Below are 14930 nucleotides of genomic sequence, written 5' to 3'. Positions count from 1 at the left end.
TCAACAATTTACAAAATCAATATAATGACTCAAAAAGCAAAAAGTAAGCAAATATAAAATCATGGTAAGCAATTCTGAAAATTAAATGCTTTTTTGTAAGCAAATTTAGTGTTAGGCTTAATCCTACTCTTGCTCAGGATTAAAAAATGTCGCAGAAAAAGAGCGTAATTTTTAAAAATCTGCTGCCTGTGATTAAACAATATCAACAGACAGGTTTTACGCATGAAAAAATTGTTGCTTTACTCAGAGATGAACATCATCTCGATCTGGTAACAACCGAGACATTTAAAAGCTATTTATACCGTTATGCAAAAGTGACCTCCACTCTTTCCGAGAACATAAAAATGCCGAACACTTTCCACACCCCACGCGAAATTAAAAAATCGTCTAAGCTCGAGCATGTATGCTACGACATTCGCGGACCTGTGTTACGAGCGGCCAACGAAATGGAAGAAGCCGGGCATAAGATTATTAAACTGAATATCGGTAACCCTGCCCCATTCGGTTTCGAAGCGCCGCAAGAAATTATTAATGATGTCGCTTTAAACCTGCCCAATGCGGTAGGTTATACCGATTCAAAAGGGATTTTCCCTGCGCGTAAGGCAATCTGCCAGTATTACCAGCAAAAAGGCATTCTCAACATGCATGTGAATGATGTGTATGTAGGTAATGGGGTGTCTGAACTGATCGTAATGGCGATGCAGGGCTTGCTGGATGACGGCGATGAAATGCTGGTGCCTATGCCGGATTATCCATTATGGACAGCTGCCGTAAACCTGTCTGGTGGTACCGCAATTCACTATAAATGTGATGAGGAAAACTTCTGGTATCCAGACATTGCGGATATGGAAAGTAAAATCACACCCAATACCCGTGGTATTGTGATTATCAATCCAAACAACCCGACGGGTGCAGTATATCCACGTCATGTATTGCAACAAATTGTTGATCTGGCAAAAAAATATGACCTGATTTTGTTCGCTGACGAAATTTACGACAAAATTATTTATGATGGCATTGAGCATGTTGCTGTTGCTGCACTTGCCGGTGACCAGCTCTGCATCTCGTTTAATGGTCTGTCTAAAGCGTATCGTATTGCAGGTTTCCGTTCAGGCTGGATGGCCATTACCGGTGATAAATCACGTGCCTTAGACTATATTGAAGGCTTGGACATGTTGGCATCGATGCGCCTATGTGCCAACCATCAGGCGCAATATGCCATTCAAACTGCTTTAGGCGGTTATCAGTCGATTAATGACCTGATCCGTCCGGGTGGCCGTTTATATGAGCAACGCAATATTGCCTGGGAAATGCTAAATGACATTCCGGGTGTCTCTTGCGTAAAACCGGAAGGTGCCATGTACTGTTTTCCTAAACTGGATCCGGAAATTTACCCAATTGAAGATGATGAAAAATTCATGCTCGACTTATTGCGTGCGGAAAAAGTGTTACTGGTTCAAGGAACCGGTTTTAACTGGCCGACTCCAGACCATTTCCGCGTGGTATTCTTGCCGGCCGAAAATGAATTACGTGAAGCGATTACCCGTTTAGGTCGCTTCCTGTCAAAAATGCGCTAATGTCCTGATTTCGGAGATTGCTAAAAAAACCGCGTTTGATCACGCGGTTTTTTTTGTGCCTGCTGTTAGCCAGTGCTAGTCTTTGAGCGGATTGCCAAACTGTTTTAAATATTCAGCACCTAATTCTCTAGAACCCTGATTATTAATATGATTACTGTCTTTATTCCGATATAAAGGCACATGATTAATCATAATTTTACACGCCTGCTGATCACACATTGCCTTGGTTGGATCAATAATTTTCAGGTCAGGGTATTGCCGTTTTGCCTCTGCAACAATTCGGTTAAATTGTAGTAACTGTGTCTCATAATTCTTTCTTGAGATACTACATGGCGCATGGGTATGTAAAATTTCATTGCGAAGGTTACAGTCTGCCGGCACCCCGTCTCTATCTAGCCGAGGGACATCATTCAGCAGAATGACCTGATCACTGGACTGAGAAGCAATCCTCAAGGCTTTCATAAAACCGGTTTTAAATATCTCTGCATTGGAATGATGAACACCATCTTGCAGTTTCACTTCACCATCAAAATATGGCACATAAGAACCGGCTAAAATAATGGTGCGGTAATGTGTTTTTGCAAGATGGGCAGTAATCGCATCATTTCTTAATTTAAATTCGCTCAGCTCTTCCCAGCGATTAAAATTAGATTCAAAACGCCGCACTCCAGGTAAATAGAAGGTTGAACTTTGTGTGACATCATAACCGCGTAAATTGGCATCTTTGGCCCAGACATCCAGCATTGCGCTATAAGCGTTGGCATGCGAATCACCAATCAACAAAAAATCGATAGCCGTTTTCCGCTTGCCCAATACACAGTCATCCTGTTGTGGTAAAGCTTTCGGGTCCTCAATATCCATACATTTATTTCGGATGATATGGGCAAATGAGTTGAGTGCTTCCTGTTTAAGATAAACAGAATGTGGAAACCGGTCTGGAAAACCCTGATTGATATTGACGGTCTTGGCAATGGCGATAAAACTAAGGGCTGGCAGCAGAAAACCAATAATGATCACCTTGTAATTCGCCGCCATCACAAAACGTTTGCTGGGTTTTTCGATGAGCTGATAGGTTAAAAATGCCAACAGGATGGACAATAATACAACCACCACCTGATTTTCGACATTTAATGGCTGCATATAAATGCCGAATAACACGATAATCGGCCAGTGCCATAAATACAAGGGATAAGAAATTCTTCCGATCCAGGTGCTTAAACGATTGCTCAGTAACACATTACTTGAGGGTGAACATTGCCCGAGATAAATGATAAATGCAGTTGCCAAACACGGGATCAGCGCCATTGCGCCAGGAAAAGGTGTCTGTTGGTTAAAATATACTGCTGTGGCAAACAACGTGATTAAGCTACCCCAAACCAGACTTTGTCGTAATTTTTCCGGAATTTTGAGCTGAGGCAGGAAGCCAATCAATGCACCAATCAGCAACTCAAAGGCACGTACCGGCATACTGTAATAGGCCTTCTCTGCATTTTGCATTAACGTGTGCTGGGCATAAAATAGTAAAGTCACGATTAATGTCGTGATGATGGCCCAGGTATATTTACGCGACACCTTTCCAACAAACAGCAACAACAATAACGGCCAGAAAATATAAAACTGCTCTTCAACCCCAAGCGACCATAAATGCAATAAAGGAATACCTTCGGCATCCTGACTAAAGTAATCTCCCACCTCATTGCGCATATAGATATTCGCCATGAGCAGAGTGGCATACATCACACTGTCAAAATATTGCGTCAGATCCCCAGGTAGCATCACCTGCCAGGCAATAATACTGACAACGCTGAGTACGGTAAAATAAGCAGGTGCCAGGCGTACCACACGTTTCTTGTAAAACCGTGCAATAGAAAACCGTTTGCACTGAATATCGTGGGTTAAAATGAGGGTAATTAAATAACCTGAAATGACAAAAAAGATATCCACACCAATATATCCTCCTGAAAAGAAAGATAATCCGACATGGTTAAAAATCACCAATAAAACGGCGATTGCCCTTAAGCCATCGATATCAGCACGATAGGAGAAATTCATCATTTCACAAAGTATAATAAAGAAGCAAAATTGTATGCCTTTATTCAGAAAACTCAATTTACAAAATAAAAGATTTATATCTTGGCCAATTTTATAGAACCACTCTTAAAGATTACTTAATCACGTATGCATGCGTGTTTTTATAGTGTTTATTTGTTCTGATCCTGTTTATTGTTCGGTACACATGCTATTTATATGATGAATGAATAATAAATACTGTGAGTACATGGATGTCCTCAACCAATATCAAGCTTAGTCTTTTTTTATGCCTCAGTATGTGCTTGGGGATTGGTATTTTACGTTTCTCCTATACCGCCTTGTTACCCAGCACGCGTGAAGCGTTTGATTGGTCAACAGGTTTTGCCAGTCTTTTAGGTAGTGCCAATTTACTCGGTTATCTGATGGGTGCTTTTGCAGCCATGCGACTACCTCAAAACAAAAGCATGACCCTATATATTCAGATAGCTGCAATTGCCGGAATGTTCAGTTTAATGTGCTGTGCATTTTCCGGTTTTCCGCAAGCCTGGTATATTTTTTGGCGTGTAATTTCGGGAATCAGTGGCGGCCTGCTGATGATTTTATCCCCGAGTGTGGTGGCACAATGCTGTGAGATTCAGGACCGTTTTAAAATCAATTTTATTGGTTTTAGCGGAATTGGTCTGGGAGTTTTATTGGCGACCCTGTTCCTGCCTTATCTGGACCAAATTTCCATACAGACTGCCTGGCTGATTTTATGTGGTTTCGCGCTGATTATTTGTGCCTGCTTAAGTATTTTACTGCAACAATTTAAGCATCATCTGTCTGCACAAACAGTGCAGGCTCAATCTAAAACTCCACTCAACACAATCTTTTATAGTTTGCTGGTTGTGTATGCCTGCAGTGCATTTGCCTATATTCCACATTCATTATTCTGGATTGACTACCTGAGCCATGAACTGGGTCTGAACCTGTTCTGGATCAATTTCAACTGGATTCTGTATGGCTTAGGAAGTGCTTTCGGGGCTTTTACTGCCTATTCACTGGCAAGAAAATTTGGCAATTTTTTCGCCCTGAAAATTCTTTACAGTCTGTATATAGTAGCCATTTTTATTGCAACCTTAAACACCAGTTCAGTGCTGACTTTTGCTTCTTCCTTTTTTACCGGCATGCTCAATCCGGCAGTGGTGTTTTTAACCTCCTATACCATTCTGCAACTCTATGGTCTGGCGTATAAAAAGCTCTGGAGTATTGCCACACTATGCTTTGCATCTGTGCAGCTGATTGGCGGATTAAGTTTTAGCACTCTGCAACATTTTGGCGTGACTTATCATCAACAGTTTGTCTTGGCTGCGATAGTTTTATTATTGGGAACATTACAACTGGTCTGGCATACTCGTACAGCTAAATTCAAAACCAGTGAGCCAGCATAACCTGTTTCGATTCAGGCAGATGGCATACATATGCCTGCTGCACCACCAGATACCGGGACTGACCTCCAAAAATGAGCATAACGGTCGCAATAAGATGCATACTGACTTTCTTGCTCGCGTTTGTTCGATGCTAGAACATACCGCTTAACTATTCATGCTATTGTGCAGATTGCATGATAAATTTCGCTCCTGATCTATAAAACATCGTGTACCGTAACCATAAAAAACCCGCGACATGCGCAGGTTTTTTTCATACAGATTCAGGTCAAATGACTTATTCCATATTGTTAATGACCGCCTGACCAAATTCCGAACAACGTAACAAAGTCGCGTCCGGCATTAAACGTTCAAAGTCATAGGTCACTGTTTTATTGGCAATCGCACCGGAAATACCCTTGATGATCAAGTCAGCCGCTTCAGTCCAGCCCATGTCACGCAGCATCATTTCAGCAGAAAGAATAATTGAACCCGGATTGACTTTGTCCTGACCGGCATATTTAGGAGCAGTCCCGTGAGTCGCCTCATACATCTGGATGGCTCCGCCGATATTGGCACCCGGTGCAATCCCGATACCGCCCACTTCGGCAGCAAGCGCGTCAGAAATATAGTCACCGTTTAGGTTCAGCGTGGCAATCACCGAGTAATCGGCAGGACGCATCAAAATTTGTTGCAGGAAGGCATCCGCAATCACATCTTTAATGATAATGTCTTTACCAGTTTTAGGGTTTCTGATTTTAACCCATGGCCCACCATCCAGAAGTTCGCCACCAAAACGCTCAAGCGCAACTTCATAGCCCCATTCCTTGAATGCACCTTCGGTGTACTTCATGATGTTGCCTTTGTGAACCAGCGTCACGCTTGGCTTGTCATTATCAATCGCAAACTGGATCGCTTTACGAACCAGACGCTGAGTACCTTCTTTAGATACCGGTTTAATCCCGATCCCGCAATTCTCTTCGAAACGGATTTTTGTCACACCCATTTCTTCTTTCAGGAATCGAATGATTTTTTTGGCTTCTGGTGAATCTGCTTTCCATTCAATACCTGCATAGATATCTTCAGAGTTTTCACGGAAAATCACCATGTCCGTCAGTTCAGGATGTTGAACCGGAGAAGGTACGCCTTCAAACCAGCGCACTGGACGTACACATACGTACAGGTCTAATTCCTGACGTAATGCAACGTTTAGAGAACGGATACCGCCGCCAACCGGGGTTGTTAACGGGCCTTTAATAGAAACAACAAATTCACGAAGAGCTTCAAAGGTTTCTTCCGGCATGTAAGTGCCGTAGATTTTGTCTGCTTTTTCGCCGCAGTATACTTCCATCCACTCGATCGAACGTTTACCAGCGTAAGCTTTTAGAACCGCAGCATCAACCACTGCTTTCATGGCCGGTGTAATATCTACACCAATACCGTCACCTTCAATAAAAGGAATAATAGGATTGTTTGGAACATTGAGTGACAAGTCTGCATTTACGGTAATTTTGCTACCATCCGCAGGAACAACGATCTTCTGATAACCCATTGTCTAGGTTCTCCCTTTGTATCTAGCGATATCTAAAAATAATTGCCGATTAGGCAATACTTTCGTCCTTTCTTAACGCATAATAGTTTAATTGAATTCCATTGTGTTTAAGATTTATACGGGAAATAACAACATTTCCCCATTGAATAAAACTTAACCTTTTTAGTCTTATGTAATTAAAGAAGTTATTTGCTATGAAAATCGTCATTCTCAATAAACCTTATGACGTCCTCTCCCAATTCCGTAAAGACGAAGCACACATGACCATGGCTGACTTCGTAGACGATCCGACTTTGCGTTTGGCGGGTCGCTTAGATATGGACTCTGAAGGTTTAGTTTTTTTAACCGACCACGGCGGTTTAAACCAATTTATTACCAACCCGGCCAACAAGAAGTTTAAAACCTATCTGGTACAGGTTGAAGGTGATGTCACTGAAGAAGCGCTTGAACAGCTGCGTAAAGGGGTTGAACTGAAAGATGGTATGACCCTTCCGGGCAAAGCCATTAAAGTGCAACAGCCAGAATGGTTATGGGACCGTGATCCACCAGTTCGTTTCCGTGCATCTGTGCCCACCTCTTGGATTGAAATTTCAATCTGTGAAGGTCGTAACCGCCAGGTTCGCCGTATGACTGCTGCGGTAGGTTTTCCAACTTTACGTTTGATTCGTACGAAAATTGGTTCTATTGATCTTGTTCAATTGGGTTTACAACCAGGTGAAACCAAAGAAATCGAGCCTTTGTTATACCCGGACTTTAAAGATGTACCTGCGGAAGAACCTTACCGTTCACGTTCTTATGTGAAAAAACCGGGTGGTACAGGCGGTAAGCCAATGGTTCGCAAGAACAAAGATGGTTCCGTGAAGAAGTCATCTGGTACGAAACGTATCTGGCAAATGGATGAAAGCGAGAAACCGCGTCGTAAGACCAATGGTACAACGCGTCCGAATACCAAAGCACCGCGTGGGCGTGGGCGTGGTCGCGGTTAATTTTTAGTATTCAAATTAAAGCTCACGAAAGTGGGCTTTTTTCTTTAATAAGTATTATAGATTTAACTTGTCATATGCTTCATCAACTTGGCTCAATATATAGTACGTCTTAATCTGATGCCAATTATTTTCTTCCTTGAAAAATCCTGCAAAATAACTGGTTCTTCTCTTTTTATTGATTTTTCTTTAGATAAATAAAAAACCGACGCCTAAGCATCGGTTTTACATGAAGTTTAAAGAGTATACAAATTAAGCCTTTAACCACTTCTCAGCTTTGGCCTGATCTTCAACTTTGAGTTCAACTTCCGTCAATTCAGAACCACCCGCCTGAACTTCAAAAGTCATTAACTCATCACGGCGGAAAGCTAGTACAGTGTACGTTCCCTCTTGTTTTGCATATTTTTCAACAAGTTTAGTCGTTGCTTTCAAGCCATCAATCGCGATAACAACATCTTGGGCAGAAAGACCTGCTTTCCCCCCTGAACCTTCTCGACGTGCAGTTTGAATCACCACACCTTCAGGTTTATCGGCAAGCTTTAAGCCAAATGGCAAAGACTTGTCATTTTTAACGTCAAAACTTAAACCAAATTCGGGAAGCAACTGATCTAACGGCAATTCATCTGTGGTATTGATCAAATGATTGATCTGTTCAAGCCAGTTATCACCGGTCAACTCATTACACAATTCGAAGATGGTACGTTCATTAACTTGAACACCATTTTGCGCATTTTTATACAATTTACGCATTAAGGCATCCAGGCTTGAACCGCGCAAACGCAAGCCCAAGTCCAGACACAGCGCTACTAAACAACCCTTGTTGTAGTAGCTGGTGCCGGCGTTATTGGAGTTTTCATCCTGACGGTAGAATTTAACCCAAGCATCAAAACTTGAATCTGCAACGGTTTGAATCGCGCGTCCCGGATTTTGTAAATAGCGGTCAATCTGTGCTTTTAACAATTTCAGATATGATTCTTGAGAAATCACCCCACTACGTAGCAATATCAAATCGTCATAATACGAAGTGAAACCTTCAAAAATCCAAAGCAGCGAAGTGTAGCCTTCTTTGTTTAAATCATAATTGACGAAATTTTCAGGACGAATAAATTTTACCAACCAAGAGTGGAAATATTCATGACTGCATAAACCCAGGAAACGCTGATAATCCGCTGATGGTTCAGCAGGTTCATCTGCTTTAGGCAAGTCATCACGCGGGGTAATCAGACTGGTACTGTTCGGATGCTCCAAGCCTCCATAGCTATTGCCTGTCGCCATAGTCATAAAGGTATAATCGCTAAATGGTGCAGAACCAAACATTGAAATTTCAGTGCTACATATTTTTTCAATGTCTTGCTGCATACGCGCCGCATTCATGGCATGTTTGCCAGACACCACAAATTCATGCGGGATACCATTAGCTTCAAAGCTAAAACGTGTTTGTTCTGCCAGCTCAAAGGGTGAATCAATCAACTGGGCATAGTTATCCGCCTTTAAGGTATAACGACCTTTAACCAGACTTTTAGCCATTAAACCGGTTGCCAGCTGGAAATGTTTCAGTTCATCTGGAAGGAACACTTCAACTTCAACCGCTTTATCTTCCTGCCCTTCTAGTCCCAAACATGCACAGGCCGGATTCACATAGAGACGTGTTTGGTCCACATAGGCACCGCGTACAGACAAGTCATAGGCATAGACATCATATTCCACCGTAATCAGTTCATGATCGGTATTAAATAAACGCCATTTATTCTTCTCAAATTTCTGAATTTGTAAAATGCGCCCATCTTCATCATAAGCACGAACTGACTCAATATGCTTTGAAAATTCGCGAATCAGATAGCTACCCGGAATCCAGGTCGGTAGAGAAAGGACTTGAGTTGGATCAGCTAAAAAGCGAAGTGTCACGTGAATAAGATGCTGACGATAATCGTCAAATTCGATTTGATAATGCAACATAATGGGCAATATAAAATATAAAAAAGTTAACTTAACAATTAGCTTAGCATTTTTTGTCCGGCAATGCTGAACTGTCGCAATTGTCTGCAATTCCGACTAGCCATTCTTAAAAAAAAGGCATAGCATTCCTCATATTTTTTGCATTTCTACCACCAATGGATTGGTAAATAAGGAAGATCATTGAAAGCTGTCATCTATCTCCTCGCATCCTTAAGTTTATTGTGTTCCACGATAGTCAATGCTGCATTACTCAACCTTGTTCCTGAAAGCGTTGAAGCCCAGGCATGGACCATTCTTGATACCCAATCAGGTCAAGTCATTGCAGAGCACAATAGCCATGAGCAACGTGCACCGGCATCCATGACCAAAATGATGGTTGCGTATATTGCATTGAAAGAAATTGAAGCCGGTCATTTAAAAAAGGATGAAATCATCACGGCGACACCAGTGGTAAAAATGGTGCAGTGGGATGAGTCGCAAATGTATCTTAAACAAGGTGATCAGATTACTGTAGATCAGCTTCTGGCAGGTTTGATCGTGATGTCAGCCAATGATGCGGCAGTGACCTTGGCAGAACGTATTTCAGGTACTGTACCAGCTTTCATCCAACGCATGAATAAAGAAGCCAAAGCCTTAGGAATGAAGGATACGCATTTTGCCAATGCACCAGGCGTGACCATGCCGGACCATTACTCATCTGCTCATGACATGGCCCTGCTGGGTCAAGCACTGACCGTTCAGACGCCTGAATATCTGCATTATTCAGTCATGCCAAGTTTCAGCTATAACCAGCGTTTTCACCGCGCAACCAATCTGGCACTCAAGTTTGACCCAAGTGTGGATGGTTTAAAAACAGGTTTCACTAAAGCGGCAGGTTATAACCTGGCTTTGACTGCACACCGCCCTACTGGTAATCCTGCACTACCTGAACGTCGCCTGATTGTGGTGGTGATGGGTACAAAAAATGCATTAAAACGTGCAGAAGTTGCCCACACCCTGATGGATATGGCCTATACCTATACCCGTAATGAGGTCGCGATTAAAGACAAGCAGCTGATTGCTGAATTGCCGGTGGTGAAATCTACTTTAAAAATGTTTAAACTGGAAACCAGCAAACCGCAAATTGTGACGACGTCTTTATATGATCAGCCTTATGCGATTGATCTGCAAACTTATGATACGGTCAATCAGCGTGTTATGCTGAATACAGGCAATGGTACGATTCAAGCCATTGAGCCCTTACAAGAAACCAAGACCCACTTAAATGTTGAAATCACGGAAAAATACCTGACTGCTCCTTTAGCCAAAGTTATGCAACTGGCCACCGTGCAGGTTTATCAAAATAACCAGTTGATCCGCACCATTGCCATTGAAAATGATGTGCAAATTGAAGAAGCCAATTTTTTCCAGAAAATTGCCCTCTGGTTTAAACAGCTTTTTAGTTTTTTCTCAAGCGATGACATTCGGGTCAAAATTTATCCTCTACGCTAAAGGATGAATAGTTTTGACTTGAGTCAGATGACAGAACAATCTTATTCATAAAATAATCATTTGGATAAAAGTAATAAAAAGAAGATGGTAAGTATATATCATCTTCTTTTTACTGACCAATAATGACTGCTAAATGCCTGACAGCTCAAATTCAACTTTCCTCCCTGTCCCCGTATAGTATGCTCAAATTTCCCACTCAAAGTCTTGTCGTGTTGTTAAACCATTATCAAACTACTGGCGTATGACTGGACAAATCAAGAGCTCTGGATTTTGTCACAAGAAAAACAGCTAAAAAGATTAAAATTTCATTGAAATTAAAAAAACCATCCCCACTATTAAAAAAACACCATAAGAGTGGGAAAAATGCAGATTTTTGCTAAATCTAGTCTACAAAACCTACTTTTCACTTTATGATGTACCCTTAAAAAATTGAATGGATCAATAACATGACTGCTATTGCAAATGACCTCGTGGTTTCTTTCCACTACACGTTGACTAACGCAGAGGGCGAAACTCTCGACCAATCACAAGGTGAACCACTTGCATATTTGCACGGTGCGGGCAACATCATCCCTGGTTTAGAAAACGCTTTAGAAGGCAAAACTGTTGGTGAAAAATTCACTGTAAACGTTCCTGCTGCTGAAGGTTATGGTGAATACAACCCTGACCTCGTACAAGAAGTTCCAGCTCAAATGTTCCAAGGTGTAGACAACATCCAACCTGGTATGCAATTCCAAGCTCAAACTGATGATGGCGTTCAAATCGTGACTGTTAAAGCAGTTGAAGGCGACAACGTTGTTGTAGATGCTAACTTCCCACTTGCTGGCCAAGATTTAACTTTCGAAGTTGAAATCGTTGAAATTCGTGCAGCTTCTGCTGAAGAATTAGAACACGGTCACGTACACGGTGCTGGTGGTCATCACCACTAAGATCGCCCGCGATCATAAAAGGCAAAGTTTTGACTTTGCCTTTTTTATTGCCTTGAATTTTTTATCCCATTCAATTATCCGCAATCATTTCAGTGAGCAGGGCAATTTTTCAGCCATCTCTTTAGAACTGGCTAAGCTGTTTTAGGCGCTGCATATCGATAATCCTGATCTGGCTATAATTCCACTCTACAATGCGTTGCTGGATAAAATATTGTAGTTGCTTGTTTAAGGTTTGCCGGGACACATGCAGTAATTCGGCAAATTCCTGCTGGCTCATTTTAAATTGAATGGTTGATTTTTCCTGACCTACTGGTCTTGCCTGTTGACCCAAGGTTATTAAATGACGTGCAATTTTTTGCGTCATATTCGCAGTTTGCAGATAACGGTTTTTCTCCATCAAACCATACATCCGTTCACTCAGTAATTGAATGATCTGCCACATGGCTTGCGGCTGCTGTTGTAATTGTTCCAGAAAAACCTGACCTGAAATTACAGCCACTTCAACTACTTCTACTGCATAAAAATCAAAATTCAGCGGTTTTTTCTGTAAAAATGGCACCAGATTAAATACCGAATACATTTTCACATAATCACTGACTTTAAACTCGCCATCACTGAGCAGCCAGCCAATCTGCATCCGTCCGGACAACAGTACATAGATATCGTTCATTTTTTGCTGATAATGCAAGATCTGTTGCTGTGGTAAAAAACGCAGATATTTCACATGCTGCAATAAGGTTTGATGGGATTGTGCATTGAATGCAGAAAACACTGCATCCTGCCCAAAAATCTGCTGTAATTTTTCTGCGCGACTGAGCATATGAAATTTATGATCTCATTCAAAATAAAAAACCTAATATATAAATACTAGGTTTTTTATATGCTTAAACCAACCAACTTTTAGCGCTATGTATATCTCGAATTCAGATCACTACGAGTCCATACAGCCTAAATCAATACATCTAACCATTAAGATGCTTTTTCTAAAATTTGACCATTTTCAAAGGTAAAATTGGAAATGTCCTGTTTAACCACTTTCTTCAGGTTCACACTTGGGCGACCATCTACACCAACTGGAATATCCCCTTCAATGGTAACACGACGCACAACACGCAGCTCATCCCCATAATCATTAATCGCACGGTGCTGTGTGGCACGGTTATCCCAGATGGCAACATCACCTACACTCCAGCGCCAACGCACAATGTTTTCTAAATTCACGGCGTAATCCTGGAATAAATCAAACAGGCGGCGTGAATCCTGGCTGTTATAACCTACAAAGCGTTTAAAGAAGTGACCCAATAACAGGGTCTTTTCCCCACTTTCAGGATGCACGCGCACCAATGGATGCTCTGTTTCATATTCGGTTGAATTGAATAGCGCACGATATTTTTCTGCATCAATACGCGGGCTTGTGGTTACTTTAGAAGCATAGTCATAGTCGTTGCTATGTACTGCCCGTAAACTGTCTGCCAAAACTTTCAGTTCTTCTGGCAGATCGTTATAAGCTGCTGTGGTATTTGCCCAAACCGTATCACCCCCTGCTGTAGGCGCAACTATACTGCGTAAAATGGAAGCCTTTGGATAATCTTCAATAAAGCTGATGTCGGTATGCCAGGTATCTGCCCGCCCACCACGTGAATCCAGCTCAAGCACATGTGCTGTTCCACTTTTGACCGGAACGGTTGGATGATTCAAGGGCTTGCCCAATAAAGCGGCAAAGCCTTCCTGTTCATCATCAGTTAAATGCTGTTGGTTTTTAAAGAAAATAGCTTTGTACTTGATTAGAGCATGGTTAATTTCATGGACCGTGTCTTGATCTAGAGTTGAAGACAATTTAACCCCTTCAATTTCAGCACCAATACACCCGGTAATCGGTTTTACCTGAATATGTTGATATTGATAGTTCGGATCATAGGGTTTGGTTTGATTTTGGCTCATGGCGATTCCTTATATTTCAATTTTTATTGCAACGTTATGTTGTTGAAATACAGTCTGCCCTGAATAGGCCATAAACACTGTCAAAGCGTTGACAGTGATCAGCATAATACCTGCTGAAGTTTTGAACTTTCCTGATTTAGAATTTTGAGATTAGATTTCTCAACCCTAAAATTATTCAGACAATTAAAAAATACAAGCTATTAAAAAACATAAAAATGTCAAATTTTTAAAGCGATTTATTGATGATCAAGTCAAAACATTAAGAAAATAATCTGGAGAATAACATGCACCAGAGCTTTGTCGTTTCAGCATTGATGATGTGTTGTCTCGATAAAATCATTAAGCCTTAATTATTTTTATCTGTACATCAAAATAGCCCCTAAATCGGGGGCTATTTATTTTAAAAAATTATAGATAATTGCCTTCACGTTCTGGCTGATACAACACTTTTTCAATTTTCACTTTCATTAAATGACCATCTGGCTGCGGCCATTCAATTTCCTGACCCTCAGCCAATCCTAAAATTGCTGCACCGATTGGTGCAAGTACATTCACCTGTCCTTTCTCACCCAGAAAATCATGTGGGTAAACCAGGGTTATCGTAGTTGGTTCATTCGCAGGGGCAATGGTAATTGATACCCGTGCATTCATTGTCACCACATTTGCCGGCATATCCTGCGGGGCAACTACTTGAGCACGTGCAAGCTCATCTTCCAGATGCTGCATGGTTGGCGTCAGTTTAGACTGATGCTCAAGCATCGTTTCTAAACGTTCCAGATCTTGTTGTGAAATAATAATAGTGGGTTTAGCCATTTATCTGATTCCTTTGGACGAACAATGTCATTACAGCAACAGCAAAATATTTATAGCTTTTATAGGGGGATTTATTCTGTTATAGCAGAAATACCAGCTTTGAAAAATATGACTTTTAATATATATAAAAAAAGCCCCCTTGAGGGGCAATGCTGTTCACTTAAGCATTTGAAGCCTCGCGAAATTTATTAGAGAATCCGATGTCAGGTTTGGCATCGGATTTTTTATGGTGTTTCAGCAGGATCTTCTCG

General features: G+C 41.4%; 11 protein-coding genes. 5 read left to right on the top strand and 6 right to left on the bottom strand.

The annotated features are described in order from the left end of the window. Window positions 1–146 precede the first annotated feature (146 nt). Window positions 147–1577: a pyridoxal phosphate-dependent aminotransferase gene (locus ACE01T_RS10715; protein ID WP_180043527.1), complete on the top strand. Its 1431-nt coding sequence runs from the start codon at window positions 147–149 to the stop codon at window positions 1575–1577. Window positions 1578–1652: 75 nt separating this feature from the next. Here the strand turns inward: ACE01T_RS10715 and ACE01T_RS10710 are convergent, their stop codons facing one another. Next, window positions 1653–3629 (bottom strand): acyltransferase family protein, encoded by a 1977-nt coding sequence (locus ACE01T_RS10710; protein WP_180174151.1) that lies wholly within the window; start codon window positions 3627–3629, stop codon window positions 1653–1655. A gap of 230 nt (window positions 3630–3859) precedes the next feature. On the opposite strand from ACE01T_RS10710, the gene ACE01T_RS10705 reads away from it, so the two are divergent. After that, complete coding sequence (locus tag ACE01T_RS10705; RefSeq protein ID WP_180081049.1) at window positions 3860–5038, top strand: YbfB/YjiJ family MFS transporter; 1179 nt, start codon at window positions 3860–3862, stop codon at window positions 5036–5038. 274 nt (window positions 5039–5312) lie between these two features. Here ACE01T_RS10705 and icd read toward each other — a convergent pair whose 3' ends face one another. Continuing rightward, window positions 5313–6566, bottom strand: a complete 1254-nt coding sequence (gene icd / locus ACE01T_RS10700; RefSeq protein WP_166170251.1) for an NADP-dependent isocitrate dehydrogenase — start codon at window positions 6564–6566, stop codon at window positions 5313–5315. A 194-nt stretch (window positions 6567–6760) separates the two neighbouring features. On the opposite strand from icd, the gene ACE01T_RS10695 reads away from it, so the two are divergent. After that, on the top strand, window positions 6761–7552 hold the full coding sequence (locus ACE01T_RS10695; protein WP_166170249.1) for an rRNA large subunit pseudouridine synthase E: 792 nt from the start codon (window positions 6761–6763) through the stop codon (window positions 7550–7552). Window positions 7553–7801: 249 nt separating this feature from the next. On the opposite strand, the gene ACE01T_RS10690 is transcribed toward ACE01T_RS10695, so the two are convergent. Continuing rightward, a complete protein-coding gene (locus tag ACE01T_RS10690) occupies window positions 7802–9505 on the bottom strand; it encodes a M61 family metallopeptidase (RefSeq protein ID WP_180043532.1) in 1704 nt (567 codons plus the stop codon). A 180-nt stretch (window positions 9506–9685) separates the two neighbouring features. Here ACE01T_RS10690 and ACE01T_RS10685 point away from each other — a divergent pair, with 180 nt between their 5' ends. Continuing rightward, on the top strand, window positions 9686–10996 hold the full coding sequence (locus tag ACE01T_RS10685; RefSeq protein ID WP_180043534.1) for a D-alanyl-D-alanine carboxypeptidase PBP6B: 1311 nt from the start codon (window positions 9686–9688) through the stop codon (window positions 10994–10996). Between the two features lie 446 nt (window positions 10997–11442). Next, window positions 11443–11925: a peptidylprolyl isomerase gene (gene slyD, locus ACE01T_RS10680; RefSeq protein ID WP_092819263.1), complete on the top strand. Its 483-nt coding sequence runs from the start codon at window positions 11443–11445 to the stop codon at window positions 11923–11925. A gap of 121 nt (window positions 11926–12046) precedes the next feature. Here the strand turns inward: slyD and ACE01T_RS10675 are convergent, their stop codons facing one another. The 3 genes from ACE01T_RS10675 to rnk all read right to left on the bottom strand — a co-directional run bounded on the left by ACE01T_RS10675 (window position 12047) and on the right by rnk (window position 14679). Further along, on the bottom strand, window positions 12047–12745 hold the full coding sequence (locus ACE01T_RS10675) for a Crp/Fnr family transcriptional regulator (protein ID WP_180081051.1): 699 nt from the start codon (window positions 12743–12745) through the stop codon (window positions 12047–12049). A gap of 149 nt (window positions 12746–12894) precedes the next feature. Continuing rightward, window positions 12895–13866 (bottom strand): TauD/TfdA dioxygenase family protein, encoded by a 972-nt coding sequence (locus ACE01T_RS10670; protein ID WP_180081053.1) that lies wholly within the window; start codon window positions 13864–13866, stop codon window positions 12895–12897. A gap of 408 nt (window positions 13867–14274) precedes the next feature. Beyond that, window positions 14275–14679, bottom strand: a complete 405-nt coding sequence (rnk, locus tag ACE01T_RS10665; protein ID WP_180043788.1) for a nucleoside diphosphate kinase regulator — start codon at window positions 14677–14679, stop codon at window positions 14275–14277. Window positions 14680–14930: the final 251 nt, after the last annotated feature.

The organism is Acinetobacter uliginosus, from assembly GCF_044130295.1.
Classification (GTDB): Bacteria; Pseudomonadota; Gammaproteobacteria; order Pseudomonadales; family Moraxellaceae; genus Acinetobacter.
This window is presented reverse-complemented; position numbering and strand designations above follow the sequence as displayed.

Excerpts from the sequence above, each read along its gene's own strand:
- ACE01T_RS10715 (WP_180043527.1), top strand. The coding sequence starts at position 147 with ATGTCGCAGAAAAAGAGCGTAATTTTTAAAAATCTGCTGCCTGTGATT.
- ACE01T_RS10710 (WP_180174151.1), bottom strand. The coding sequence starts at position 3,629 with ATGAATTTCTCCTATCGTGCTGATATCGATGGCTTAAGGGCAATCGCC.
- ACE01T_RS10705 (WP_180081049.1), top strand. The coding sequence starts at position 3,860 with ATGTCCTCAACCAATATCAAGCTTAGTCTTTTTTTATGCCTCAGTATG.
- icd (WP_166170251.1), bottom strand. The coding sequence starts at position 6,566 with ATGGGTTATCAGAAGATCGTTGTTCCTGCGGATGGTAGCAAAATTACC.
- ACE01T_RS10695 (WP_166170249.1), top strand. The coding sequence starts at position 6,761 with ATGAAAATCGTCATTCTCAATAAACCTTATGACGTCCTCTCCCAATTC.
- ACE01T_RS10690 (WP_180043532.1), bottom strand. The coding sequence starts at position 9,505 with ATGTTGCATTATCAAATCGAATTTGACGATTATCGTCAGCATCTTATT.
- slyD (WP_092819263.1), top strand. The coding sequence starts at position 11,443 with ATGACTGCTATTGCAAATGACCTCGTGGTTTCTTTCCACTACACGTTG.
- ACE01T_RS10675 (WP_180081051.1), bottom strand. The coding sequence starts at position 12,745 with ATGCTCAGTCGCGCAGAAAAATTACAGCAGATTTTTGGGCAGGATGCA.
- ACE01T_RS10670 (WP_180081053.1), bottom strand. The coding sequence starts at position 13,866 with ATGAGCCAAAATCAAACCAAACCCTATGATCCGAACTATCAATATCAA.
- rnk (WP_180043788.1), bottom strand. The coding sequence starts at position 14,679 with ATGGCTAAACCCACTATTATTATTTCACAACAAGATCTGGAACGTTTA.